This is a genomic window from Zafaria cholistanensis, from assembly GCF_008580665.1.
Classification (GTDB): Bacteria; Actinomycetota; Actinomycetes; order Actinomycetales; family Micrococcaceae; genus Zafaria; species Zafaria cholistanensis.
Genome location: NZ_BKDJ01000005.1, coordinates 127,550 through 152,252 on the forward strand (window position 1 = coordinate 127,550; position 24,703 = coordinate 152,252).

Below are 24,703 nucleotides of genomic sequence, written 5' to 3' on the forward strand. Positions count from 1 at the left end.
GCTGTCCACGGTCCCGGCACGGCGCCGGCTACTCCTCCGTCTGGCAGCGCGGGCAGAAATAGATGTCCCGCTCGCCGGCGGCCGGGCCGAGCGCGGGGTCACCCAGCTTCTGCTTGGAGACCGGGGTCCCGCAGCGCTGGCAGGGCTCGCCCGCCCGCCCGTACACCCAATACGGGTCCCTGCTGGCCGAACCGGTGGTCACGCGCCGGGCGCGGTCCTTGTTGGCGTGCAGCAGCTTGTGCGCCAGCTCCACCATGTGGGGCAGGTCCTCCACCTCGCCCACCGGGGTCAACGGGTGGGTCCTGGTGAGGAACAGCAGTTCGCACCGGTAGATGTTGCCCAGCCCGGACATGAGCTTCTGGTCCAGCAGGGCCAGCCCAATCGGCCGCTGGGGGTCCGAACCCAGCCGCCGCTCGGCCTCGGCCGGGTCCCAGGAATGCCCCAGCGGGTCCGGCCCCAGGTGCCCGACCGCCTCGGGCTCATCCGCGGTGCGGATCACCCGCAAAAAGCCCAGCTCGAACCCGACCGCCTGGAAGTCGGCGTTCTTGAGGACGCAGCGGGCCTTCACCGAGGGGGCCCGCCAACGCTCGCCGGGTGCGTAGACGTCCCAGTGGCCCTCCATCATCAGGTGCGTGTGGATGCTCAGGTCCCCGGCCCGGATCAGCAGGTGCTTGCCGCGGGACACCACTGACTTCACCACGGCACCGGAGAGATCCAGTGTGGCGTATTGCGGTACGCGGAAGTCGCTGGACAGCAGGGGCCGGCCGCTGAGCGCGGCGTCGAGGCGGCGGGCCGCCCGGTAGACGGTATCTCCCTCAGGCATGGGTAATCACCTCGGTGACTTTGGACAACGTGTTCGGATCATGCACGGAATTTCACTCCGTTCGGTGACGAATAGAACCCCGCGTCCAGCAGGGCGGTGGCAACGCCTGAATCCAGAATGGACCCCCCGTTGACCTTCTCCACTGTCATCTTAGTCACATTCGCGGTGCGCAGGGCGGAAACCAGCGAAATCGCGGCGGCCGCGAGTTCGGCGGGTTCCTCGGTGAACGCCAAAAGCGTCTTGCCGCCGCGTTCCATGTACAGTGCCAGCGCGCCGTCCACGAGGACGACGACGGCCCCGGCCTTGCGTCCGGGCCGGTGCCCGGTGGGGGTCGCCCCGCCGGCGCCCGCCTCCGGTCCGGCTTCCGGGGAAGGCCAGGGCAGTGCCGCGCCGTACGGGTTGGCCGGATCGGTCGCAGCCAGTGCCAGCGCCTCGGGCCGGCGCGCCGCGGCATCCAGGTCCGCGTCCCGCACCTGCCCGCGGAGCCGGTCCACGGTGGCCGGCACCGAGAACTGGGCGGCGCCGAGGCGTTCGATGAAGTAGCCCCGGCGGGCCCGCCCGGCCTCCTCCAGCCGTGCCAGCACCTTGTACATCAGGGCAAAGCCGCCGGGCACGTTCTCCGCCACCACGGACCCACGGGTCAGGACACCGTACCGGTCCAGCAGGTACTCGGCAGCGGCGTGGGCGCGCACCGTGGGATCCGGCTCCGGCGCCGGCAGCAGGCTCCACCGGCCCGCCGCCCGCGCCGCCAGCGGCGCGCCGCCACCCAGCCGTCCGGCGTCGTTCCCCAAACCCGATCCCAGACCCAGCCCTGAGCCCGGACGCAGGCCCGCCCCGATGCCCGCCCCCGTGCCGGAGCCGCCCCGCAGGCCGCCGGAGAGCCCCCGCAGCCGTCCCGCCCGCGCCGGCCGGGCGCGCGGGGTGCCCGGGCGCTGCCGGTGGGCCGTATGCCCGCCGCCGAGCAGCCCGCGCACCGGGGCGAAGGTGTCGTTGCCGAGGCGCCCGGCCCAGGCCAGCTCCCACAGGGCATCGAGCAGGGCCTCCTCGGAGGGCAGCTCCGGCCCGGGACCGCCGTGGTCCCGGGCCCACGGCCCGCCCACCTGCTCCCGCAGCTGCCGGAAGAAGAACGCTCCGCCGCCGGCCAAAGCGTCCAGGATCCGCTGCTGCAGCGGGTTGGGCTCGAAGTCGGACTGCGGGGCCAGGGTCAGCGGGGCGGTCTCGGCCAGGTGCAGGGCGATCCACCCGTCGTTCCCGGAAAGCGCTCCCGTCCCGGACCAAAGGACCTCCCCGGTGGCCATCAATTCGTCCAGCATCGCCGGGCGGTAGTCGTGCACCCGCGCCGGCAGCACCCAGGACTCCCACGCGCTCGCCGGCACCGGCACCCCGGAGAGCTGGTCCACCACGGTGGCCACGCCGTCGAGCCCGCGCAGGTTCTCCCCGACGTACTGCCAGCCGGGCAGGAAACGCCCGTAGGTGGCCGCGTCCACCGGTTCCACTTCGGCGCGCAGCGCCGCCAGCGAGCGGCGGCGGATCCGGCGCAGCACCTCGGCGTCGCACCACTCCTCGCCGGCGGTGCCCCCGCCTTCGCCCGGCCGGAACTCTCCTTCCAGGACGCGTCCCTCGGTGGCGAGCCGGCGCAGCACGGCAAGCACGACGGCGGGTCCCAGCCCCAGCCGCGCCGCGGCCTCCGGCGCGGTGAACGGCCCGTGGGTCCGCGCATAGCGGCCCACCAGGTCCCCGAGCGGGTCCGCGACCGGTTCGACGAAGGCCAGCGGCACCCCCATCGGCAGCGGCACCCCCAGCGCGTCGCGCAGCCGGGAGGCGTCCTCGATCGCGGCATGGACTTCGCGGCCGGCAATGTGGACCTTCAGGGCGCGGTTGCTGCGCACGAGCTCGCCGGCATAGTGCCGCGCCGTGGCCTCGGCAGTTTCGGCGGCCCCGTCAACGCCGGCCACCCCGGACGCGTCCCCGGCGGTGGTGCCGGCCTCCGGGACCAGGCGCTGGGCGATTTCCCCGACGGTGAGCGGGCCCAGCAGGCGCAGCAGGTCCGCGGTCCCCTCCAGGCCCTTGAGCTGGCGGTCGGGGGTCAGGCGCTGGAGCTGGGCCTCGGTGTCCGCGATGACTTGGGGATCGAGCAGTTCGCGCAGCTCCGTGCGGCCCAACAGGTCACCCAGCAGTCCCGGGTCCAGGGACAGCGCGGCGGCGCGGCGCTCAGCCAGCGGGGAGTCGCCCTCGTAGAGGAACTGGGCCACGTAGCCGAACAGCAGCGACTGGGCGAACGGCGAGGGCTGGGCGGTGGTGGTCTCCACCATGCGCAGCTTCCGCGCCTCGATCTCCGCGGCGATCCCGCGCAGCGCAGGCAGGTCGTAGACATCCTGCAGGCACTCACGCACCGTCTCGAGAATGATCGGGAAGCTGGGATATTTGCGGGCTACGTCCAGCAGTTGGGCCGACCGCTGGCGCTGCTGCCACAGGGGACTGCGCTTGGCGGGGTTCTGCCGCGGCAGCAGCAGGGCCCGCGCCGCGCACTCGCGGAAGCGGGAGGCGAACAGGGCGGAGCCGCCCACCTCGTTGGTGACGATCGCATCCAGCTCGTCCGCGTCGAAGAGGAACATCTCCGCCCCGGGCGGCTCGTCCTCCATCATCGGCACGCGCAGCACGATTCCGTCGTCCGAGGCCATCGCGGACCCGTCCAGCCCGTAGCGCGCGTGCAGCCGGGCCCCGACGGCCAGTGCCCATGGTGCGTGCACCGGCATCCCGAAGGGCGAGTGCAGCACTACCCGCCAGTCGCCGAGTTCGTCCCGGAACCGCTCCACCACCAGGGTCCGGTCGCTGGGCACCACGGAGGTGGCCTCCTGCTGCTCGCGCAGGTAGGACAGCAGGTTGGCTGCCGCCCACGGGTCCAGGCCGGCGGCCTTCAACCGGGCGCCGGCGTCGTCCGCGGCGGCCAGCTCGCGCCGGAAGGCGCCCAGCGCACGGCCCAGCTCCACCGGGCGGCCCAGGCCGTCACCCTTCCAAAACGGCAGCTTGCCGGGCTGGCCGAAGGCGGGGGACACCAGCACCCGGTCGTGGGTGATGTCCTCGATCCTCCAGCTGGTGGCCCCGAGCGCGAAGACATCGCCCACCCGTGACTCGTAGACCATTTCCTCGTCGAGTTCGCCGACCCGGCGCCCGCCCTTGGCGGTGTCCTCGGAACCGACCAGGTAGACCCCGAAGAGGCCGCGGTCGGGGATGGTTCCGCCGCTGGTCACGGCCAGGCGCTGGGCCCCCGGGCGGCCGGTGATGGTTCCGGCCTCGCGGTCCCAGACGATGCGCGGGCGCAGTTCGGCAAACTCGTCGGAGGGGTACTTGCCGGCCAGCAGGTCCAGTGTGGCCTCGAACGCGGAGCGCGGCAGGGCGGCGAATGGCGCCGCGCGGCGCACGACGTCGAACCACTCTTCCGTATCCAGGTCGCCGAGCGCGCACGCGGCGACGGTCTGCTGCGCCAGGATGTCCAGCGGGTTGGCCGGGACCGAGAGCGGCTCGATCCGGCCGGCAAGCATGAGTTCCACCGCCACGGCGGTGTTGACCAGGTCCCCGCGGTGCTTGGGGAAAAAGACGCCGCGGCTGGTTTCGCCCACCTGGTGGCCGGCGCGGCCCACGCGCTGCAGGCCGGAGGCGACCGACTGCGGGGACTCAACCTGGATCACCAGGTCCACCAGGCCCATGTCGATGCCCAGTTCCAGGCTGCTGGTCGCCACGACACAGCGCAGCCGCCCGGATTTGAGGTCGTCCTCGATCCCGGCGCGCTGTTCCTTGGAGACGGATCCGTGGTGGGCCCGGGCCAGCAGGGGTTCGGCCCCGGAGCTCTGCCCGGCCTGGGCCATCATTTCGGCGGGGGGCATTTCGGCGGGGGAGCGGACGGGGGAGGCCTTCAGCAGGGGCTGTCCGGGGATCAGCGCCACCGCCGCGGAACCCAAACCCGGCGCGCCGGAGCCTGCCTCCCCGGCCGCGGATGCCTGCTCCCCGGAGGCGGCTGCCTGGGCCAGGAGGGAGCGCTCGGCGTGGATCTCGTTGAGCCGGCCGGTGAGCCGTTCGGCCAGGCGGCGCGAGTTGGCGAAGACGATCGTGGACCGGTTGGCCTCGATCAGGTCCACGATCCGTTCCTCGACGTGCGGCCAGATGCTCGCCTGCGGCTGGAGCCCGCTGGCCGGACCGAGGTCGTGCGCGGCGGCCGCGGCGGGCAGGTCGGTCATGTCTTCGACCGGGACCGTAACTGTCAGTTCCCAGGTCTTGGCCGCCGCCGGGGCGATGATGCGCACCGGGTGGGCGCCACCAAGGAAGCGGGCGACCTCCTCGCGCGGTTCGACCGTTGCGGAGAGGCCGATGCGCTGGGCGGGCCTGCGCAGCAGGGCGTCCAGCCGCTCCAGCGAGACGGACAGGTGGGCGCCGCGCTTGGTGCCGGCCACCGCGTGAACCTCGTCCAGGATCACGGTGTCCACGCCGGTGAGCGTTTCCCGCGCCCGGGAGGTCAGCATCAGGAAGAGCGACTCGGGGGTGGTGATGAGGATATCCGGCGGGTTGGTCAGCAGCTTCCTGCGGTCCGACGCCGGGGTGTCGCCCGAGCGGACGCCCACGGTGAGCTCCGGGGCGGGCAGCCCGATCCGCTTGGCGGTCTGCGTGATGCCGATCAGCGGGGCGCGCAGGTTCCGCTCCACGTCCACGCCCAGTGCCTTCAGTGGGGAGATATAGAGAATGCGGGTCTTGCGCTTGGGCGCCTTTGTCCGGGTGGTTCCGGTGCTGGAGTCCCCGGCCGCGGCCGGTGGAAACTGCGCGGGCAGGGGTGGGGCCGGCAGGGTTTGTGCCGGTGGGTGTGGGACCTGGTCGGGCGGCGCGCTGCGCAGGAACGAATCCAGCGCCCAGAGGAAGGCCGAAAGCGTCTTGCCGGAACCGGTGGGGGCGATGACCAGCGCGTTTGCTCCCGAGGAGACGGCGTCCCAGGCGCCCACTTGGGCCGCCGTCGGCGCGTCGAAAGCGCCCGTGAACCACTCGCGGGTTGCGGGCGTGAACCTCTCCAGGACCGCCTCGGCGGATATCTTCCCAGCCATTGCCCCCAGCCTACGCCCGGCCTCCGACACTGTGCCGCAGCAACCGGGAAGACCCCTGGGCGGGGGTTGAATCCGGGGCGCGGGGTCAGACGTGGTGGTAGGGGCGGCCGCCGGCGATTTCCTGCGCCCGGTAGAGCTGTTCAGCCAGGATCAGCCGCACCAGCTGGTGGGGAAACACCAGCTGGGACAGGCTCCACACGAAGTCCGCGCGCCGGTGCACGGAGGCGTCCACCCCGTAGGCGCCGCCGATCACCAGTGTGACGGGGCGCGAGGTATCCAGCGGCCGCTGCAGGGTGGCGGCCAGCGTGGGTGAGTCGATGTTCCGGCCGCGCTCGTCCAGCAGGACCAGGAAATCCTGCGGCGTGATCCTGGAAAGGATCCGCTCCGACTCCTCGGCGCGCGCCGCGTCCCCCTCGCGGGCCGAATGCGGGAGCAGGAGCCAGGAGACGTCGAAGGGCTTCTTCATGCGCTTGCCATAGCGTTCAATGCCCTCGGAGACCCAGGACTCGTGCTTCTTGCCGATGGCGAGGATACGCAGTGACATGGGCACTATTTTCGCAGGTGCCGGACGGGCCACTGCACTGGGCTGTCCTTTCCTGTCCTGTCCGTCACTCCACTGTCCCGCCAGGTCCGCCTAAAGTGGTGGGGTGCCCCTGATGAATCCGCTTCCTGCTCCGCTCCGGCGCCTCGTCGCGGCCCTGGCCCCGCGGATGGGTCCCTACGCCGCCATGTGGGCGACCCTGGCCGTGGGCGTCACCGCGGTGCTGGCCCTGACCGCCCTTGCTGCCGAGATCTACGAAGACGTCACCGAATCCGCCGGGGTTTCCGGCCTTGACCTGCCGATCCTCGGGCTGATGATGGCCGGGCGCACGCCGGAACTGGCAGCGGCCGGGACCGCGTTCACGAACCTCGGCGGCCGGGTGGGATCGACGCTGATCGCCCTTGCGGCCCTGGTGGTGCTTTCGCTGGTCTCGCGGTCCTGGCGCCCCACGATCCTTCTTGCCGCGGCCGCGGGCGGATCGCTGCTCATGACGGTGGTGGGCAAGGACGTGACCGGGCGGACCCGTCCGGACACCGCGATGGCGGTTCCGCCGTTCGAGACCTCCCCGTCCTTTCCCAGCGGCCACACGCTGAACACCACCGCCATCATGATGGTGGTGGCGTACCTGGCCTGCCTGCTGGTGCGCCGCGCCTGGGTCCGCACCGCGGTCATCCTCGCTTGTGGGGCATTCGTGCTGGGGATGGGCCTGAGCCGCGTGTTCCTTGGCCACCACTGGTTCACGGATGTGCTGGCCGCCTGGGCGCTGGGGCTGGCGTGGGCGGCAATGGTGATCCTGGCCCACCGGGTCTTCCACACCATGCGCCAGGTACGGGCGAAGGCCGGGATCGACGACGGCGGCGGCCGCTGACCGGCACCGTCCCGGCCGGGGCCGGTCCGGAACGGCGGAAGGGCCTGGAACGGCGGAAGGGCCCCACTCCCTTGGTTTTCCAAGGAGGCGGGGCCCTTCCGGCTGGCGGTGACGGAGGGATTTGAACCCTCGGTACGGGGTTACCGTACACAACATTTCGAGTGTTGCACCTTCGGCCGCTCGGACACGTCACCAGACCCGGCCACTCTACCGGAAGTTCCCGCCCGCCCCCAAAACGGAGTGGTTCAGGTGCAGAATGGGAGCATGGCTGTCGGGCGCAGCGGGGCCGGCGGCGAGGGTCCCGGAAGGACGCCGCGGGGTGACCAACGCCCGGTGGCCTTCGTCCTGGGCGGCGGCGGGATTCGCGGAGCCGTGCAGGTGGGCATGCTTGGGGCGCTCTTCGAGGCGGGGGTCGTCCCGGACCTGATTGTCGGCACGTCCATCGGGGCCATCAACGGCGCGATTGCCGCCAGCGACCCCTCTCCTGCGGTGATTGACAAGCTCGTGGGGGCGTGGACGTCGCCGGCCGCACGGGCCGTTTACGGCACCTCCTTCAGCCAGCGGCTGCGCACGTTCGCGAGCAGCCGCACCCACCTGAATTCCCCGGAACCGCTGCGCCGCCTCCTGGCGGATGCCCTTGGCGAGAATGCCACCTTCGAGGGCCTGGCGGTGCCGCTGATGGTGGGAGCCGCCAACATCGAACGGGCCTCGGAGCACTGGTTCCATTCGGGGCCGCTCATCGACGCCGTCATGGCATCCTCCTCCGTCCCGGGACTCCTGCCTCCAACGCGGGTGGAAGGGGAGCACTACATCGACGGGGGGATCGTGAACTCGATCCCGATCGAGCAGGCCGTGACGGCGGGGGCACGGACCATCTACGTGCTGCAGGTGGGCCGGGTGGAGCAGCCGCTGAGCGCTCCCCGGGGTGCCCTGGAGACTGCGAAGGTGGCCTTCGAGGTGGCCCGCAGGCACCGCTACGCCAGGGACATGAGGCTGTTGCCCGAAGGCGTGGACGTGCATGTCCTGCCCACCGGCGGCGCCATCGAGGGGGACGAGAAACTGGGGTCCTACCGCCGCATGGGCCCCACCCTGCTGCGCATCGAACAGGCCCGCGCCGCGTCCGGGCAGTACATCGCCTCGTTCCTCCCACGTCCGTGAAGTCCCCGCCGTGAAGCCTCCCCCGCGATGGGTCCGGCGCGTGCTGCTGGCCCCCGCCACCGTCGCGCTGGCCGCCGCGCTGGTGGCGAGGGCGCCCTGGTGGCTGCTGGCGGTGTTGGGACTGGCCTCCCTGGTCCCGCGGCACTTCCGCCTTCCCCGGGTCCTGTGGATGCTCACCTTTTACCTGCTGTGGGAAGCCGCGGCCCTGGTGGCCATGTTCGTCCTGTGGGTGGCCTCCGGCGCGGGCTGGCACCTGGATACGCCGGCGTTCCGGCGGGCCCACTACGCGCTCGCCGGAGTGCTCCTGAGGATCCTGTTCTGGCAGGCCCGGCGGGTCCTGCGGCTGCGCATCAGGGTCATGGGCGATGCCCCTGAGCGAGATGCCCCAAACCGTGATGCCCCGAACCGTGATGCCCCGGCCAGCCCCCTGGCGCCGGGCCGGCCGCTGATCGTGGCCAGCCGGCATGCAGGGCCGGGGGACTCGTTCATCCTGGTCCACCTGCTGATCAACCGCTTCCGGCGCGAGCCCCGGATTGTCCTGGTGGAGGCGCTGCAGTGGGACCCTGCGGTCGATGTCCTGCTCCACCGCCTCCCCAACCGGTTCATCGTGCCCACCCGGTGGTCCGCAGCCGGCCCGGGACGGGGGCCTGCCCCGGGGGAATCCCGCTGGACGGCCGCGCAGGAGGTGGGAGCCCTGGCCAGGGGGCTGGGGGGCAACGGCGCCATGCTCATCTTCCCCGAGGGCGGGAAATTCACGAAGGAACGCAAGTTCCGCCGCATCGAACGGCTCATGCGGTCCGGCTGGACCGGGCACGCCCGCCGGGCAGCGGCGCTCTCCCACGTCCTGGCCCCCCAGCCTGGAGGAATGCTCGCGGCCCTGGACGCGGCCCCGGACGCGGATGTGGTGTTCATCGGCCACACCGGGCTGGAGGGCATGGCGACCCTTTCCGGCGTCTGGCGCGACCTGCCCCTGGACAAGCGGATCGTGATCCAGGCCTGGCACGTGCCGCATGCGGACATTCCGCACGGCACAGAGGCGCGGAACGAATGGCTCTTCACCTGGTTCGAACGGATCGACGGGTGGATCGGCTCCAACCAGCCCCTGGCGTGATGGGGGACGCCGGGGGGCCTGTAAGCCTGCTGTCTGCCCTTAAGCCTGCTGTCTGCCCTTAAGCTTGGGGCCCCACGGGAGGGATGTTGTGGTTCAGCCGGAACACGTTCTCGGGATCGTATTCGCGTTTCAGCGCGGACAGCCTGGCCAGCTTCTCCGGCCCGTAGACGGCGAGCGCCTGCCGCCAGGGGTCGTGGCCGTGCTCGGCGCCGAGGAAGTTCACATAGGTGCCCCCGGAGGAGAACGGCTGCATCTCGTGGGCGAAGGTCTTCACGAACGCGGTGAGCCGTTCGTCGTTGGCCCGGTCCCGCCAGAACCCGTAGATGTTCAGCCAGTAGGCGGCCGATCGGTCCGGGAAGGCCGTGGCCTGCTCCGGGACCCGGGCCATGGCCCCGCCCATGACGTGGATGTCGAAGGCGGTGCCGAAGAGTTCGTGCTCCACCAGCCGCCTGGCCAGCACCTCGACCACCCCGTCGTCAAGGCGGTCAAGGGAGGTGTTCTTCCAGTACCCGCGTGCCCCGTGCGGGAAGTGCGGGTCGACCTGGGACTGCCATTCGGTCCACGGCACGGGCCCGACGATCCGTTCCTGCGTCGGCAGCTGCTTGAGCACGGAAGCGAACCACGCCGCGCCCGCCTCGGCGTTGGATCCGGCCCAGGCGGCGCCCAGGATCAGGACCGGATCGTGGCCCAGCCCCCAGCTTGGAGGCGGAACCACGCCGGTGAAAATCGGCGAGACCTCGTCCGGCAGGTCCGCGAACACGGTGTCCGCTGCGGCGAGCACCTTCTCCCACTCCGGTCTCCGGTAGACCAGGTTTCCGGCATAGACCCGGCTTGGCAGTGGGTGGGCGTCGAAGGTGAAGGACGTGACCACGCCGAAGTTTCCCCCGCCGCCCTTCAGGCCCCAGAGCAGCTCGGGGTTTTCCTCAGCGCTGGCGCGCACGTGCTCCCCGGAGGCCGTCACGACTTCCGCCGCCACCAGGTTGTCGATGGTCAGCCCGTGGGTGCGGGTCAGCCAGCCGAAGCCGCCGCCCAGGGTCAGGCCGCCCACGCCCGTGGAGGACACGACGCCGGCGGGGACCACCAGATCCTCCGCGATGGTGGCGGTGTCGACCGGTTTCAGGGTGGCTCCGCCACCGACGCGGACGCGCCGGGTGCCGGCATCGACGTGGACCGAGTCGAGGGCCTTCAGGCTCAGGACGATCCCGTCGTCCACCGTTCCGTTGCCGGCCACGTTGTGCCCGCCGCCGCGCACGGCCAGCCGCAGCCCGTGCTGCCGGGCGAATTCGATGGTCGGGGCGACGTCGTCCGCGCCCGCGGCCAGCACCATCAGCCGCGGGACCCGGTCGATCATGCCGTTCCAGACGCGGCGTGCCTCATCGAATCCCGGTTCCCCGCGGGCCAGGACCTGCCCGCGCAGGCGTTGGCTCAAGGAGGCCACCTCGCGGTCGCCCAATGGATTGTGACCAGTCATCGGAACCACCTAGGGAGCAGGGGTCGGGCCCCTACGGTCCGGCGCTGCACCCATTGTGTGAGCGGGGTTGGGGGGAGTCAACGGCCCCCGGGCACAGAAAACGCCGCCTTTGGTGGGTCCCGGCGCGGCGGTCCGGCGCGGCTGGCGCCTGGCGCGGAAGAAGTCCAGCAGCAGTTGCGCGCACTCCTGCTCCTGCACTCCGGGAAAGACCTCGACCCAGTGGTTCAGCCGCGGTTCACGCAGGATATCGAACACGGACCCGGAGGCCCCGGCCTTCTCGTCCCACGCCCCGAACACCACCCGGGGGATCCGCGAGAGCACGATCGCGCCGGCGCACATCGCGCAGGGTTCCAGCGTGACCACCAGGGTGCAGTCCTCCAGCCGCCATCCGTCGTCGTGCTCCGAGCCGCGCAGGGCCGCCGCGGCGGCACGGATGGCCACCAGCTCCGCATGCGCGGTGGGATCCCCGAGCGCCTCGCGCTCGTTGCGGCCCGTGGCCAGGACCTCTCCGGAGGGGCCCACCACCACCGCGCCGATCGGCACGTCCTCCGTTCGCAAAGCCAGCCTGGCCTCGGCCAGGGCCAGGCCCATCCACTCCACGTGTCCGGGCAGGGGGGCGCCGCGTCCGCGCACACGCCCGGGGCCGCCCTGCGGTGCGGGGGCAACGTGCGCTCCGGGATCCTGAGGGGGTCCGGGCTGCGGTGCGGGCTCGATCACGGGATCCAGCCTACGCGGGCCGGGGTGTCGCTCGCCTCAAAACCCCGCAGAGCCGGGGGCTGGGGATGGCCCGGCTGGTAGCTTTGACCCATGCGCGTTCAGGTAGTCGACCACCCGTTGGTGGCCCACAAGGTCTCCGTTCTCCGCGACAAGAACACCCCGTCGCCCGTCTTCCGCCAGCTCACCGACGAACTGGTGACCCTGCTGGCCTACGAGGCCACCCGGGAGGTCAAGACCGTGGAGGTGGAGGTCGAAACCCCGGTCGCCACCACCACCGGCATCGCCTTCGCCAAGCCCACCCCGCTGGTGGTGCCGATCCTGCGCGCCGGCCTGGGGATGCTCGAGGGCATGACCCGCCTGGTTCCGACGGCGGAGGTCGGGTTCCTGGGCATGGCCCGCAATGAGGAGACCCTGGACATCATCACCTACGCCGAACGCCTGCCGCAGGACCTTACCGGCCGCCAGGTGTTTGTGCTGGACCCGATGCTCGCCACCGGGGGCACGCTGGTGGAGGCCATCAAGTTCCTCTTCGACCGCGGCGCCGCCGACGTCACCTGCATCTGCCTGATCGCCGCCCCCGAAGGCATCGCCAAGCTCGAGGCGGCTCACGGCGGCAACGACAGCGTGCACCTGGTGCTGGCCTCCCTGGATGAGAAGCTCAACGAGAAGGCGTACATCGTTCCCGGCCTCGGCGACGCGGGCGACCGCCTCTACGGCGTCGCCCACTAGTCCGGGCCCGGCCCGCTCCGGGGCGGGGCGGCGGGCCGGGGCGGTGCGGGAGTGGCCAGCGGAAGGTGGACCTCGAAGGCGGTGCGCCCGGGCCGGCTGGCGACCCTGAGGGAGCCGTTGTGAGCCTCCACGATCGCCCTGGCGATCGGCAGCCCCAAACCGGTGGTCCCGTCGGAACCCGAGCGCGCCTTGTCGGCCCGGGCAAAGCGCTCAAAGACGCGGGGCAGGAATTCCGGGTCGATGCCCTCGCCGTTGTCAGCCACGGTCAGGACGGCTTCCCGTCCGTCGGCGGAACGGCGCAGCGCGGCCTCCACGGTGGTTCCGTCCCGGGTGTGCTTGCGGGCGTTGGAGAGCAGGTTGTCCAGCACCCGGGCCAGCTGGGGGCCGTCGCCGTGCACGGGTACCGGCGCGCCGGGCAGGTCCAGCCGCCACACGTGTCCGGGGGCGGAGACACTCAGGTCGCGCACGGCGTCTGCGACCAGGGGAACCAGGTCCACCTCCCCGAACGACGGCTTCTTTCCCTCGTCCAGCCGGGCCAGCAGCAGCAGGTTCTCCACCAGCGATCCCATCCGCCGGCTCTGCTCCACTACCCGGTCCAGCGAACGCCTGCCGTCGTCGCTGAGGTGCTCGGTGGCCGCCACCAGCTCCGAATAGCCGCGGATAGCGGCCAGCGGCGTGCGCAGCTCATGCGAGGCGTCGCCGACAAACCGGCGCATCTGCGCATCCGAACGCTGGCGCACCTCCAGCGCTGACTCCACGTTCTCCAGCAGCGCGTTCAGCGCATGCCCCACGTTGCCGGCCTCCGTCCCGGGATGCGAGTCCGCGGGACCCACGCGTTGGGCCAGGCGCACCTCGCCGGCGTCCAGCGGCAGCTCGGCCACCGCTCCCGCCACCGCGGACACCCGTTCCAACGGCCGCAGGGAGCGGCGGATGATCAGCGAACCAACCAGTCCCGTCGCGGCCAGCCCGGCCGCCGACACCAGCAGCATGGTCCACGTGAGCGATTCGAGGGTGCTCTTGGCCGGGGCCAGGGGCAGGCCGGTGATCACGGTTCCATCGGCGCTGTTCTGCACGGCGACCAAGCGGTAGGGACCGACCGAGAGCCGCGCCTCCACCGGCGCGGCGCCCGGCACCAGGGCGGCCAGCCGGGCGGCGTCGTCCTGCGAGATCCCGCGGCGCTCCCCGGTTTGCGGATCCAGCACCCCGCCTACCGCCAGTACGCCGCCGTTCAGGCGGGCGTTGACGGTTCCGGAGGCCTGGCCGGGCGCGTCGAGCGGGTCGCGGCCGTATCCTCCCGCCGCGCCGGAGCGCTGGAAGGCCACGGCGCGGGCCGAGGCGAAGGCGAGTTGCTGGTCCACCTGCGCATAGAGGGTGCGCTCCATGGCGGTGTGCGTGATCAGCCCGATCACCATGCAGATCAGCGCCAGCAGCGCCAGCAGGGCGGCGACCAGGCGGTGGCTCAGGGACATGGAGCGGCGCACGACGGCACTGTCCGGGCGGGCGCCGGATCCGGCTTCGGTCACGGGGCCGGCTTCAGGACATACCCCGCCCCGCGCACGGTGTGTATCAGGGGCGCCCTGCCGGCCTCCAGCTTCTTGCGCAGGTAGGAGACATAGAGTTCGACGATGTTTGCGTGGCCGCCGAAGTCGTAGTTCCAGACGCTGTCGAGGATCTGGGACTTGGAGACCACGCGGCGGGCGTTTTCCATGAGGTAGCGCAGCAGGTCGAATTCGGTGGCGGTCAGCTGGATCTCGTCTCCGGCCCGGAAGACTTCACGCGTGTCCGTGTTCAGGGACAGGTCCCCGACGACGATTTCCGCCGCGTCGGCACAGGCCGCTCCGGAGCGCTCGGCCAGCCGGTGCAGGCGCAGCAGCACCTCCTCCAGGCTGAACGGCTTGGTGACGTAGTCGTCGCCTCCCAAGGCGAGCCCTTCGATCCGATCCTCCACCGCGTCCTTGGCGGTCAGGAACAGGGCGGGCACCTTGGGGTGGAAGAGGCGCACCCTGCGCAGTACCTCGGAGCCCTCGAAGCCGGGCAGCATCCAGTCCAGCACCAGGACATCGGGGGAGAAGGACCGGGCTTCCTGGACCGCGGAAGGGCCATCGTGGGCAATGCGCACCTCCCAGCCGAGCATCCGCACGCCCATGCCCACCAATTCGGCCAGCGAGGGCTCGTCCTCGACGACCAAAGCACGCAGGGGCGTGCCGTCGGGGTGCTCAAGGCGGGGCAGCTGGCTGGGGGCGAAGCGCGAGTTCGTCATGGGTCCACTCTTTCAACAGTCTTTAGGCCGATTCTGGGAGCGGTCTGTGGCCCGGCTGTGAGACCTTCGGTTCCAGCGTATCGAGTGGCCGGGCCGGAGCGGGACCAGGCCCCCAACGCGGACCGGGCCGGACAGGAGCAGGACGGGCACGGGACAGGCCGGACGCGGTGCAGGGCTGCAGGACAGGGGCGGGGCAGGGGTGCGGAATCCGTCGCCCCGGAGGCCATTCCCCGGCCCGCAGCCCTCCGGGACGGGTGGCCGCCGCCGCGGAGTCGCCTGCGTCACGCAGGGTCCCTTTTGGTCAAATCGGATAGTGGAGAACTAGTTTACTGATCAGTACGTAAGGTGTTCGGCTCCCATCCCGGAGAACTGCACAGTGTGAATCCGGTCACAAAGCCCTGTTTTCGTCTCACTATGCGAGACGGGCGAATCTTTGTTACTTGCGGTATTCATTTGTTACGGGAACACTGGACATCGTGAACATCGACGCAACAGCACCTGCAGCCGCAGAGACCCAGTGGGGCCACGGAGTTGGCCAGGCCCGCAGCTGTTGTCGAATGCAGGCCTAGGACTCCATCCCCGGTCCTTCAGCCGCACACTCGCACCCTCCAGCCGGCCGCATCCGGGCCCTGCCGGAAAACCCCTGCATTCGCGCCGATCACAGGCACTTCACACAGTTACAGAGGATTCAAGATGTCCGTCACTTCAGGCTACGTCCACATCTCCATCCGGAATGCGCAAAACCGCGCCGCCGCCGCGCAGCGGCAGCCCGCGGGCCGCCCGGCCGTCCCGCCGCAGGGTTTCCGCCAGTTGCATGCGGTGCCGGCCGCCGAGGACCGCCAGCCCATGACGGCCCCCACCCCCGTTGTCGCGCCCAGCGGGACCCCGGGCCCGCAGGCCGTCAGCGGGGACACCGCAGCCCGCGGATTCGTGCTCTATGTCGGCCTGGACGAGGCCGCCGCCCAGGCGCAGGGGACCTCCCTCGGCAAGCTCGCCACGCAGGTCCGCGCCTTCCTGCAGACCCTGGCCCCGGACGCCCAGACGCACGCCGCCGTCGCGCTGGCCCCGGCCAATGCGACGGGCGAGAGTATCGACGTCGTCCGCCAGGCGCTCGGGGACCCCACGGCATCCCGGCGCCCGCGCACGGAGGCCACGCCCCGTCCGGCGCAGTCCGCCCCGCGCCCCTCCGGCGTGCTGATCGACCTGTCCCGCCGCGAGGTGCACCTGGACGGCGAGACCCTGAACCTGACCTTCAAGGAGTTTGAGCTCCTGAACTACCTCGTCGAGAACGGTACCCGTACCGTGGGCCGCGACGAGCTGCTGGGCAACCTGTGGCGCAACGCCGAGGAGATCCCGAACGAACGGACCATCGACGTGCACATCCGCCGCCTCCGTTCCAAGCTGGGCCGCCTCGCCAACACGGTCCGCACCGTCCGCGGCCAGGGCTACCGCTTCTACGAGCACCCCGAAGTCGTCGTCTGGGCGGCCCCCGAGTACAGCATCTAGTTCCCGCGAAGGAACGGCACGACGCCGGCCCCTGCGGTTCCGCCCCTGCGGAGCCGCAGGGGCCGGCGTCGTGCGCCGGGAAGGTATTTTTGAATCCATGAGCAACCACCACATCAAGCGCCTGATGCTGCTGCGCCACGCGAAGGCGGACTACCCGATGGGGGTCGGCGACCACGAGCGTCCGCTGGCCTCGCGCGGGGAGCGGGAGGCCCCTTTGGCCGGGCGCTGGATGGCCGAGAACGGCATCCTGCCCGACTACATCCTCTGCTCGGATGCCCTGCGCACCCGCTCGACGTGCGCCTGGGTGACCAGCGAGTTGGGCGACAAGGCGCCTACCCCCTATCTGGACAGCCGCCTCTACGGCGCCTCGTCCACGCAGCTGCTTTCGGTCATCAACGAGACCCCGGAGACCGTGGGCACGCTGCTGGTGATCGGGCACAACCCCACGGTTCAGGATTTGGCGATGCGGCTGGCCTCCGTAACCTCGGACGAGGACGCGGTGATGGACCTGGCCACGCACTATCCGACGCTGGGGCTGACCGTCATGGAGCTGGAGAAGCCCTGGGCCGAACTGGACGGCCGGGACGGGCGGGTCACCCACTTCGTGGTGCCGCGTCCGTAGCCTCCCGGGGGCGCCCTGGGGAACGCGTGGGCCGGGGAAAGCGTGGTCCCGGAGGGAAAGCCGGGGGAGCATGGCGGGAAGGGGCCGCGCGTCCGTTCCGGCAAAGGAAGGACCGCAACAGGGATGACCGCCGCAGGGAGCACAAAAGGAAGGCCCCCGCCAAAGCGGGGGCCTTCCTTGCGTCTTGGTGCGCCCAAAGGGATTCGAACCCCTGACCTTCTGTTCCGTAGACAGACGCTCTATCCAGCTGAGCTATGGGCGCATGTTCAGTTGTGCCGAACGCGGGCGTCCGGGGAAATCAAAAAGCCCCACGAAAGCGGAGGCCTTTTGTTCCGTGCGCCCAAAGGGATTCGAACCCCTGACCTTCTGTTCCGTAGACAGACGCTCTATCCAGCTGAGCTATGGGCGCTTGGTGTTTGGTCCGGCGCGGTGCGCTTGACCTCGAACAACTATACAGGCTGGTGCGGGGGCTGCAAAATCACCCCCTGGACCCCTTGTGTTTCCCCGGATTTCAGCAGGAGGCATTAGACCGGTCTATGTGACCTTGGTCACACTTGGCTGTGCCGGAATGGCGATAATCCGCGGATTTCCGGGGCTGGGAGCGCGCATGGAGCCAAAAAAGGAGAGGTGGGTCACAAATCACCCTCCCGCCTCCGGCCTAGCATTTATAACACCTAATGTCAGCCCAATGAGAGGGAACCGATTATGAGCGTGAGCTCGGATCAGCAGGTCCTCGTCGCCGCACAGGGGACCGCACCCACGACGCACACCCAGCTTGCTCTCTGGGTCCAGGAAGTCGCAGCGCTGACGCAGCCGGACAGTGTCTATTGGGTTGACGGCAGCCGGGAGGAGAATGACCGCCTGGCCGCTGAGCTGGTCGCGGGCGGAACGTTCACCCCGCTCAACCAGGAGCTCTTCCCGCACTCCTTCGCCGCGTTCTCCGACCCGAAGGACGTCGCCCGCGTCGAGGAGCGCACGTTCATCTGCTCCAAGGAGGAGAAGGACGCCGGCTTCACCAACAACTGGATGGACCCGGCCGAGATGAAGGCGATCCTCACCGACCGCTTCTCCGGCAGCATGCGCGGCCGCACCATGTACGTCATCCCGTTCGTCATGGGTCCGCTGGATGCCGAGGAGCCCCAGTACGGGGTGGAGATCACCGACTCCGCCTACGTCGTCGTCTCGATGCGCATCATGGCCCGCATCGGCACCGAGGTGCTGCGCAAGATGGAGGCGGAGCACGCCTTCTTCGTCCCCGCCCTCCACTCCGTGGGCGCCCCGCTGGAGCCGGGCCAGGCCGACGTCCCGTGGCCGTGCAACGACGAGAAGTGGATTGTCCACTTCCCGGAGGAGCGCTCCATCTGGTCCTACGGCTCCGGCTACGGCGGCAACGCCCTGCTGGGCAAGAAGTGCTACGCCCTGCGCATCGCCTCGGTCATTGCCCGCGACGAGGGCTGGCTGGCCGAGCACATGCTCCTCCTCAAGCTGACCAGCCCGGAGGGCAAGGCCTACAACGTGGCCGCAGCCTTCCCGTCCGCCTGCGGAAAGACCAACCTGGCCCTGCTCACCCCGACCATCGAAGGCTGGAAGGCCGAGACCCTGGGTGACGACATCAACTGGATGCGCATCGGCAAGGAAGGCGAACTGCGCGGGGTGAACCCGGAGTACGGCCTCTTTGGCGTCGCCCCGGGCACGGGCTGGAGCACCAACCCAAACGCCATGCGCGCCATCGCCAAGGGCAACTCCGTCTTCACCAACGTCGCCCTGACCGACGACGGCGGCGTGTGGTGGGAGGGCATGACCGACGAGGTTCCGGCGCACCTGACCGACTGGCAGGGCAATGACTGGACCCCGGAGTCCGGCCGCCCGGCCGCCCACCCGAACTCCCGCTTCTGCACCCCGATCTCCCAGGTCGACATGCTGGCGCCGGAGTACTACAGCCCGGACGGCGTCGAGATCCACGCGATCCTCTTTGGCGGCCGCCGCAAGACCACCATTCCGCTGGTGGCTGAGGCCCGTTCCTGGACCAACGGCATCTTCATGGGGGCGACGCTCTCCTCGGAGACCACCGCGGCCGCCGCCGGCGCCGTGGGCGTCGTGCGCCGCGACCCGATGGCCATGCTGCCGTTCATGGGCTACAACGCCGGCGACTACCTGAACCACTGGGACTCGATCGCCGCCAAGGCCAACCCGGAGCGCCTGCCGAAGATCTTCCTGGTGAACTGGTTCCGCCGCACTCCCGAGGGCGGCTTCGCCTGGCCGGGCTTCGGCGACAACTCGCGGGTGCTGAAGTGGGCCATCGAGCGCATCGAGGGTAAGGCCGACGCGGTGGAGACCCCGATCGGCTTCGTGCCGACCGGCGACTCGATCGACCTGACCGGCCTGGAGGACTTCACCCCCGCCGACGTCGAGGTAGCCGTGCGCGTGGACCGCGAGGAGTGGAAGGCCGAACTGGCCTCTATCGAGGAATGGTTCGCCAGCTTTGGCGAGGCCCTGCCGCAGTCCCTGAAGGACGAGCTGGCCGGGCTCGAGGAGCGCCTCGGCGCCTAGCCGGCCCCGTCCCGCGTACGGAAGGGCGCACCCGCACAGGGTGTGCCCTTCCGTGTTTTCGGTCCTCCCTGCGACTTCATCTGGCATAAGTGACAAATCGACTAGGAGATATGTCATGATGAGGGCATGATCCTCACCCGACTGATTCTGGGCCTGCTTAACCTGGCTCCCATGACCGGCTACGACCTGAAGAAACACTTCGACTCCAGCGTCAACCACTTCTGGCATGCCGACAAGGCGCAGATCTACCGCACGCTGGCCCAACTGGTCCGCGACGGGCTGGCCACCGTCCGCACCGTCCCCCAGGAGAACTACCCGGACCGGCAGGAACACCACATCACCGAGGCCGGGCGCCGCGAACTCGGGGCGTGGCTGGCCTCCCCGCTCGGCCCCGACCGGGCGCGCGAGCCCTTCCTGGCACGCGTGTTCTTCGCCGGGGACATGGAACGCGCTGAGGTGCTGGAACTGCTGGAACGGCGCCGCGCCCAGGCCCAGGCCCAGCTGGCCGAGTTCGAGGCGATGCACGCGGACCTCGGGGACGCCGCCGTCCGGGACCGCCGTGCCTATCTCATGGCCGCCACGCTCGACGGCGGCATCCGGCACGTGCGGGCCGAGATCGAATGGCTCGATTCCACCCGGGAGAACCTGCCGTGAAGCCGTTGAAGCCCGCGCGGCACGCGCCCCGCCAGGACCCGGCCGGATACCCGGAGGTCCACCCGCCCCGTGACGGGGGCAGCGCAGGAACCCTGGTGTTCCTCCACGCCGGCAACGTCGGCAACTGGATGTGGGATCCGCAGGTCCAGTCCTTCCCCGACCACCAGGTGCTGACCCCGCACCTGCCCGGCTTCGGCGCCCGGGTGGACGAGGACTGGGAGGGGCTGGACAGCGCCGCGGACGACGTCGCCGCCTTCATCGCCGACGAGTCCGTCCACGGAACCGTCCACCTGGTGGGACTCTCGCTCGGCGCCGTGGTGGCCCTGCGGGTGCTGGCCCGCCATCCCGAACTGGTGCAGTCCGCGCTGGTCAGCGGGGCGCCTGTGGTGGGCGTGGGCCCCGCGGTCCGGGCCGCGGCCGCGCTGCAGTTGCGCCTGTGGGGTTTTGAATGGTTTTGGCGCCTCCAGGCCGGTGCCTTCGGCATCCCGCAGGACAGCCGGAGGCTGTACGCCGACCACGGACTGAGCACCCGGCCTGACACCATGCGCGCCATGCTGGACGAGGTCTACGCCGGTGGCCTGCCCGAGGGTTTGTCCGGCTACGCGGGACCGCTGCTGGCGGTTGCCGGCCAGCGCGAACCCAAGCTGATGGCCCGCGGGTTCCCTGCCCTGCGGCGGGAACTGCCGCAGGCGCAGTTCCGGTTGGCACCGGGCATGCACCATGCGTGGAGTGCCGAGGATCCGCTGCTCTTCAGCTCCATGGTCCGCGCCTGGGCCGCCCACGGGACGGTGCACCCGCGCCTGCTCCCCGCCCCCTGACCGGGCTGCGGGGCAACCCGGGGCGGGCCGGCCCGGCGGGGTCAGGCCAGCCGGACCCGGACGGGCAGGGATTCCCAGGCCCGCAGGGTGTTGTTGTGGTGCCTGCGTGCCGGCCCGCAGATTTCAAGGGACGCGATTCGCCTGGACAGGACGTTGAGCAGGGTTGCCGCCTCCAGGCGTGCGATGTGTTGGCCCACGCATTGATGGATGCCGAAACCGAAGCCCACGTGGCCGGAAGGGTCGCGGCCGAGGTCGAAAGCGTCGGGGTTTTCCCAGCGGCGCGGGTCCCGGTTGGCTGATCCTAAAAACATGAGGATCTTTGTGTCCTCAGGGATGGGGGTTCCGCCGATTTCGATCTCCCGTGTGGTGGTCCGGAAAAAGGTCTGGACGGGGGATTCGAGCCTGACGGCTTCATCGAACGCGGTACGGGCCAGCGCCGGGTTGTGGCGCAACCGGTTCCACTGGCCGGGGTTTACGGCAAAGGCATGGAGGACGGCGGCCAGGCCGTTCACGGTCGTATCGACTCCTGCCGTGAGCAGGGAACGGACAACCAAAGGCGCTTGGGCCTGCGTAATGTCGCCCCTGTCTGCGGCGGCCCAGATTTGGGCCCCGAAGCCGTCTGCCGTGAGTACTTCCCGGGCGCATTGGGCCGCTATCGAGGCGGAAAGCTCGGCGACTCGCGGTGCGCCCCTGGCGACGAGCCCATTGGGGGGACCGAACGCGTTGAAGGCATGGTCACCGTAAGGCAGCAGGTTTTCCCGGCCCTGTTGGGGTATCCCCACCGCATCGGGGAAGACGCGCAGGGGATACACGGCGGCCAGGTCCGCGACAGCGTCGAATTTCGGGCCCCTTGCCAGCAGTTCATCGACCAGTTGCTCCGCGTCCGCAGCCCAGGAAGAAGCCAGGCTGCGGATTTCACGCGGGCCCAGGATCTTGGCCAGCACCGCCCGGGGGGCATCGTGATGCGGAGGGTCGGCCTCAAGCAGCAGGCTGGGAGGGCGCCATGATTTTTCGCGGCGGAAGTTGCTCAGCCCCACGCCTGCCGCCGACTGGAAGGTTTGCCAGTCCGTTAGGGCCGCGTGGACTTCGGCGTAGCGGCCCATGGCGTAGGTGTCGTATTTCTCCAGGTAAACAACGGGGCCGGCGTCCCGCAGTTCGGCTTGGAACGGGAGGGGGTCCTCGAGAATCTCGTAGCCGAAGGGGTCGGCGCCGCTGACGGGCGTGTCAAACGTGGAAACCGAAGCGGTCATGGCAGGTCCTTTCATCGGAAGGCCGGGTTAGAGGTCAAGCACAAGGCGGTCGCCGCGGGAGCGGGATACGCAGGGAAACATGCAGCGCCCGGCTGCCCGGTCGGCGTCGCCGAGGATGGAGTCGCGATGGTCGGGGTCTCCCTGGAGCACGGAAACCTCGCAGGTTCCGCAGGTGCCTTCCCTGCAGGAGTTCAGGACGTTGACCCCCGCGTTTTGGAGGGCGTCGAGGATGCTCTGGTCCGGGTGCACGGTGACGCGGAGTCCTGCCTGGGCGAGTTCCACTTCGAAGGGCGTGCTCCGGGCCGGGGCTCCCTGGTCCTTGGCGGCAAAGTGCTCCACCCGCAGGAGGCCCGCCGGCCAGTCCCGGCAGTGGCGTTCGACGGCGGCGAGCAGCCTTTGCGGGCCGCACGCGTAGACCTTGGTATCCGCTTGCGGGTCCCCGATGAGTTCACCCAACCGGCGGGGCCCCGACTCGTCCTTGGGCATGACGGCAACCCGGTCGCCGTAGGTGGCCAGTTCCCCGAGAAAGGCCATGGTGTTCCGGGAACGGCCCAGATAGAGCAGCTTCCACTCTGCTCCCAGCAGGTCGGCCTGCCGGATCATCGGCAGCAGGGGGGTGATGCCGATGCCTCCGGCGATGAACAGATACTTGTCGGAGGGTGCGAGGGGAAAATTGTTCCTCGGTCCTCCCAAGGCAACGATGCTTCCCTCGGTGAGCTCGTCGTGGACGTAGGCGGAACCTCCCCGCCCCCGGGGCTCGTGCAGCACGGCGATGCGGTAGCTGCAGGCGTCCCACCGGTCCCCGCAAAGTGAGTACTGGCGGGTGATGCCGGAGGGCAGAACCACATCTATATGCGCGCCGGGTGTCCAGTCCGGCAGCCTGCGTCCCTGGGGATGGGCCAGCGTTAACGCCACGACCCCGTCGGCGGCCCTGGTTTTGGCGGTGACGGCCAGCCTGACCCCTGAGGTGCCGGCGGTGGAATCCATGCCAGTGAACACGGTGGCTCCTTTGCTCGCGTTGTTCTAAGCCCTAGTCCAAGGCTGTCCCAACGTGGCGCCGCTCACTACAGGAATCTCAATGGTTGAGAATGGAAGGTTCCGTGGGGCGGGAAGGAGGCGGGGCCGGATACGCCATGGCCCGGGATACTGCGGCCGAGGCGCCCTGGAGGACGGGAATGCGGGATCGGGCAGCGCCGTCGTTGGGAACAATCACCGCCAGGGCGGCGATGACCTTTCCCGCCGGATCCCGTACCGGCACCGCGATGCCCGTGGCCGCGGAATGGATATGGCCGGCCAGGAAGGCATAACCCTGCCGGCGCACCTCCGCCAGGGCGGACCGCAACTGCGATGAACTGACAATGGTTTTCTCGGTGTACGCCTCCAGGGGACTGGCAATCATCCGCTCTTGGAGCGCGGGCGGCGCGTAGGCCAGCAGAAGCAGCCCCGAAGACGAGGCGTGCAACGGCTGCCGTCCGGCAATCCGGGTGAAGTTAATGACGGCTCCCGGCGCTGTCAGGCGCTCCACGAAGAGGACCTCATCGCCTTCCATCACGCCGAGCTGGGTGTGCTGCCCGACGATGGCATGCAGGTCCTCCATGACGGGCATCGCAGCTTCACGCAGGCTCAGCGTGGGAGAAGCGCGTGAGGCGACTTCCCACATCCGAACGCCAATCCGCACCTTTCGGTCCTCGTCCCGTTGAAGCCAGCCGAAACCGCACAGTTCCTCCACCAGCCGCGAGGCGGTGGCGATGTGGAGCCCTGAGCGCCTGGCGATCTCGGTAATGCTCAATGCGGTATCGCCGGGCCCGAAGGCCTCCACGATCCGGACGGCGCGGGAGAGCACCGACTCTCCCCCTTGGGTGCGGGGCATGTCCCATAGCTTCCCCGATCGCCGAAGGCGTGTCGAGCCCAATACCGGGGAGGGGAACCGGGGGGAGCATGGCGATCTGCCGGCGTCGGGCCGGGGACGGGCCGCCGTCAGGCGCCCGCGCCCCGGCAGCCCATCCGGGTCAGCAGCCTAACCGGTTCAGCCGGGCAGCCGCGGGAAGGGCAGCCTGGCCAGGGACGGATGGCCGGTGAGGGAATCGATGGTGATGCCATCCAGCGTTGCGTAGAACGCCTCGCGGGCCTGCTGCAGGGCCGTGCGGAGCTGGCAGCCGGCCAGCAACGGGCAGGTAGTGCCATCCACGGCGATGCACTCGACCGGGTCCTGGTGGCCATCCAGCGCACGCAGCAGCCCGCCCACGTTCAAGGCCAGCCCGGCCGCGGTGATGCGGGCCCCGCCGCTGCGTCCGCGCGCGACCTCCAAAGCGCCGCGCCGGCGCAGTTCCAGCACGGCCTTGCTCACGTGGTTGTAGGGCACCCCGATGCGTTCGGAGATTTCCCGGCTGGTGAGCTGTTCGCCGGCGCGCGCGCCCAGCAGCATCAGCGTGCGCAGGCAGACGTCGGCAAAGGCATTGATCCTCACCCCACCATTGTGGCAGGTCGGCCGAGGGCACCGGGGAGGGACGGGCCGACGCGGTCATCTGGGGCAGGAAT

The 24,703-nt window shown here is 70.2% G+C and carries 19 protein-coding genes, 3 tRNA genes and 1 pseudogene; 9 read left to right on the forward strand and 14 right to left on the reverse strand.

All coding sequences use genetic code 11. The annotated features are described in order from the left end of the window. Positions 1 to 28: 28 nt before the first annotated feature. The 3 genes from NCCP_RS06550 to NCCP_RS06560 all read right to left on the reverse strand — a co-directional run bounded on the left by NCCP_RS06550 (position 29) and on the right by NCCP_RS06560 (position 6,454). Positions 29 to 823, reverse strand: coding sequence for an Fpg/Nei family DNA glycosylase (locus NCCP_RS06550; RefSeq protein ID WP_149956441.1), 795 nt, complete (start codon positions 821 to 823; stop codon positions 29 to 31). Between the two features lie 38 nt (positions 824 to 861). Beyond that, positions 862 to 5,910, reverse strand: coding sequence for an Lhr family ATP-dependent helicase (locus tag NCCP_RS06555; protein ID WP_149956442.1), 5,049 nt, complete (start codon positions 5,908 to 5,910; stop codon positions 862 to 864). An 85-nt stretch (positions 5,911 to 5,995) separates the two neighbouring features. Next, positions 5,996 to 6,454 (reverse strand): 23S rRNA (pseudouridine(1915)-N(3))-methyltransferase RlmH, encoded by a 459-nt coding sequence (locus tag NCCP_RS06560; protein WP_172627320.1) that lies wholly within the window; start codon positions 6,452 to 6,454, stop codon positions 5,996 to 5,998. A gap of 112 nt (positions 6,455 to 6,566) precedes the next feature. Here NCCP_RS06560 and NCCP_RS06565 point away from each other — a divergent pair, with 112 nt between their 5' ends. Beyond that, a complete protein-coding gene (locus NCCP_RS06565) occupies positions 6,567 to 7,319 on the forward strand; it encodes a phosphatase PAP2 family protein (protein WP_225873729.1) in 753 nt (250 codons plus the stop codon). A 103-nt stretch (positions 7,320 to 7,422) separates the two neighbouring features. On the opposite strand, the gene NCCP_RS06570 is transcribed toward NCCP_RS06565, so the two are convergent. Continuing rightward, positions 7,423 to 7,513, reverse strand: a tRNA-Ser gene (locus NCCP_RS06570). A gap of 70 nt (positions 7,514 to 7,583) precedes the next feature. Between NCCP_RS06570 and NCCP_RS06575 the strand changes: the two genes are divergently transcribed. Together NCCP_RS06575 and NCCP_RS06580 are read left to right on the forward strand one after the other, a co-directional pair. Next, on the forward strand, positions 7,584 to 8,477 hold the full coding sequence (locus NCCP_RS06575; protein WP_149956444.1) for a patatin-like phospholipase family protein: 894 nt from the start codon (positions 7,584 to 7,586) through the stop codon (positions 8,475 to 8,477). Positions 8,478 to 8,517: 40 nt separating this feature from the next. After that, entirely contained in the window at positions 8,518 to 9,588 is a 1,071-nt protein-coding gene (locus NCCP_RS06580; RefSeq protein ID WP_225873723.1) for a 1-acyl-sn-glycerol-3-phosphate acyltransferase, read from the forward strand. Positions 9,589 to 9,646: 58 nt separating this feature from the next. Here the strand turns inward: NCCP_RS06580 and NCCP_RS06585 are convergent, their stop codons facing one another. Then, the gene (locus tag NCCP_RS06585) at positions 9,647 to 11,059 is read right to left on the reverse strand and encodes an FAD-binding oxidoreductase (RefSeq protein ID WP_172627321.1); all 1,413 of its coding nucleotides are present in this window, start codon (positions 11,057 to 11,059) and stop codon (positions 9,647 to 9,649) included. Between the two features lie 144 nt (positions 11,060 to 11,203). Then, positions 11,204 to 11,650, reverse strand: a pseudogene (locus NCCP_RS06590) (nucleoside deaminase); the annotation flags it as partial. 216 nt (positions 11,651 to 11,866) lie between these two features. On the opposite strand from NCCP_RS06590, the gene upp reads away from it, so the two are divergent. Next, entirely contained in the window at positions 11,867 to 12,505 is a 639-nt protein-coding gene (gene upp / locus NCCP_RS06595) for a uracil phosphoribosyltransferase (RefSeq protein WP_149956446.1), read from the forward strand. On the opposite strand, the gene NCCP_RS06600 is transcribed toward upp, so the two are convergent. Then, a complete protein-coding gene (locus NCCP_RS06600; RefSeq protein WP_149956447.1) occupies positions 12,502 to 14,028 on the reverse strand; it encodes a sensor histidine kinase in 1,527 nt (508 codons plus the stop codon). The two genes, upp and NCCP_RS06600, sit on opposite strands and share 4 nt — an antisense overlap. Continuing rightward, positions 14,025 to 14,765, reverse strand: coding sequence for a response regulator transcription factor (locus tag NCCP_RS06605; RefSeq protein ID WP_149956448.1), 741 nt, complete (start codon positions 14,763 to 14,765; stop codon positions 14,025 to 14,027). Before NCCP_RS06605 ends, NCCP_RS06600 begins: the two co-directional genes overlap by 4 nt. Positions 14,766 to 15,458: 693 nt before the next feature. Between NCCP_RS06605 and NCCP_RS06610 the strand changes: the two genes are divergently transcribed. Both NCCP_RS06610 and NCCP_RS06615 read left to right on the forward strand, forming a co-directional pair. Continuing rightward, complete coding sequence (locus tag NCCP_RS06610) at positions 15,459 to 16,271, forward strand: winged helix-turn-helix domain-containing protein (protein WP_149956449.1); 813 nt, start codon at positions 15,459 to 15,461, stop codon at positions 16,269 to 16,271. Positions 16,272 to 16,368: 97 nt separating this feature from the next. Further along, positions 16,369 to 16,893 carry a SixA phosphatase family protein gene (locus NCCP_RS06615; protein ID WP_149956450.1) on the forward strand — a complete coding sequence of 175 codons (525 nt, stop codon included), beginning with the start codon at positions 16,369 to 16,371 and terminating at the stop codon, positions 16,891 to 16,893. A 185-nt stretch (positions 16,894 to 17,078) separates the two neighbouring features. Here the strand turns inward: NCCP_RS06615 and NCCP_RS06620 are convergent. Beyond that, positions 17,079 to 17,155 (reverse strand) — tRNA-Arg (locus tag NCCP_RS06620). Positions 17,156 to 17,228: 73 nt separating this feature from the next. Then, a tRNA-Arg gene (locus NCCP_RS06625) sits at positions 17,229 to 17,302 on the reverse strand. Positions 17,303 to 17,598: 296 nt separating this feature from the next. On the opposite strand from NCCP_RS06625, the gene NCCP_RS06630 reads away from it, so the two are divergent. From NCCP_RS06630 to NCCP_RS06640, 3 genes are all read left to right on the forward strand, one after another. Next, positions 17,599 to 19,443 (forward strand): phosphoenolpyruvate carboxykinase (GTP), encoded by a 1,845-nt coding sequence (locus NCCP_RS06630; RefSeq protein WP_149956451.1) that lies wholly within the window; start codon positions 17,599 to 17,601, stop codon positions 19,441 to 19,443. 126 nt (positions 19,444 to 19,569) lie between these two features. Then, a complete protein-coding gene (locus tag NCCP_RS06635; RefSeq protein WP_149956452.1) occupies positions 19,570 to 20,097 on the forward strand; it encodes a PadR family transcriptional regulator in 528 nt (175 codons plus the stop codon). After that, complete coding sequence (locus NCCP_RS06640; protein ID WP_216364672.1) at positions 20,094 to 20,915, forward strand: alpha/beta fold hydrolase; 822 nt, start codon at positions 20,094 to 20,096, stop codon at positions 20,913 to 20,915. The genes NCCP_RS06635 and NCCP_RS06640 overlap by 4 nt, the downstream gene beginning before the upstream one ends. A gap of 41 nt (positions 20,916 to 20,956) precedes the next feature. Here the strand turns inward: NCCP_RS06640 and NCCP_RS06645 are convergent, their stop codons facing one another. The 4 genes from NCCP_RS06645 to NCCP_RS06660 all read right to left on the reverse strand — a co-directional run bounded on the left by NCCP_RS06645 (position 20,957) and on the right by NCCP_RS06660 (position 24,632). Next, positions 20,957 to 22,165, reverse strand: a complete 1,209-nt coding sequence (locus NCCP_RS06645) for a cytochrome P450 (protein WP_149956454.1) — start codon at positions 22,163 to 22,165, stop codon at positions 20,957 to 20,959. 27 nt (positions 22,166 to 22,192) lie between these two features. Then, positions 22,193 to 23,164 carry a PDR/VanB family oxidoreductase gene (locus NCCP_RS06650; RefSeq protein WP_225873724.1) on the reverse strand — a complete coding sequence of 324 codons (972 nt, stop codon included), beginning with the start codon at positions 23,162 to 23,164 and terminating at the stop codon, positions 22,193 to 22,195. A 76-nt stretch (positions 23,165 to 23,240) separates the two neighbouring features. Continuing rightward, positions 23,241 to 24,035, reverse strand: coding sequence for an IclR family transcriptional regulator (locus NCCP_RS06655; protein ID WP_149956455.1), 795 nt, complete (start codon positions 24,033 to 24,035; stop codon positions 23,241 to 23,243). Between the two features lie 156 nt (positions 24,036 to 24,191). Then, entirely contained in the window at positions 24,192 to 24,632 is a 441-nt protein-coding gene (locus NCCP_RS06660) for an RrF2 family transcriptional regulator (RefSeq protein ID WP_149956456.1), read from the reverse strand. Positions 24,633 to 24,703 lie beyond the last annotated feature (71 nt).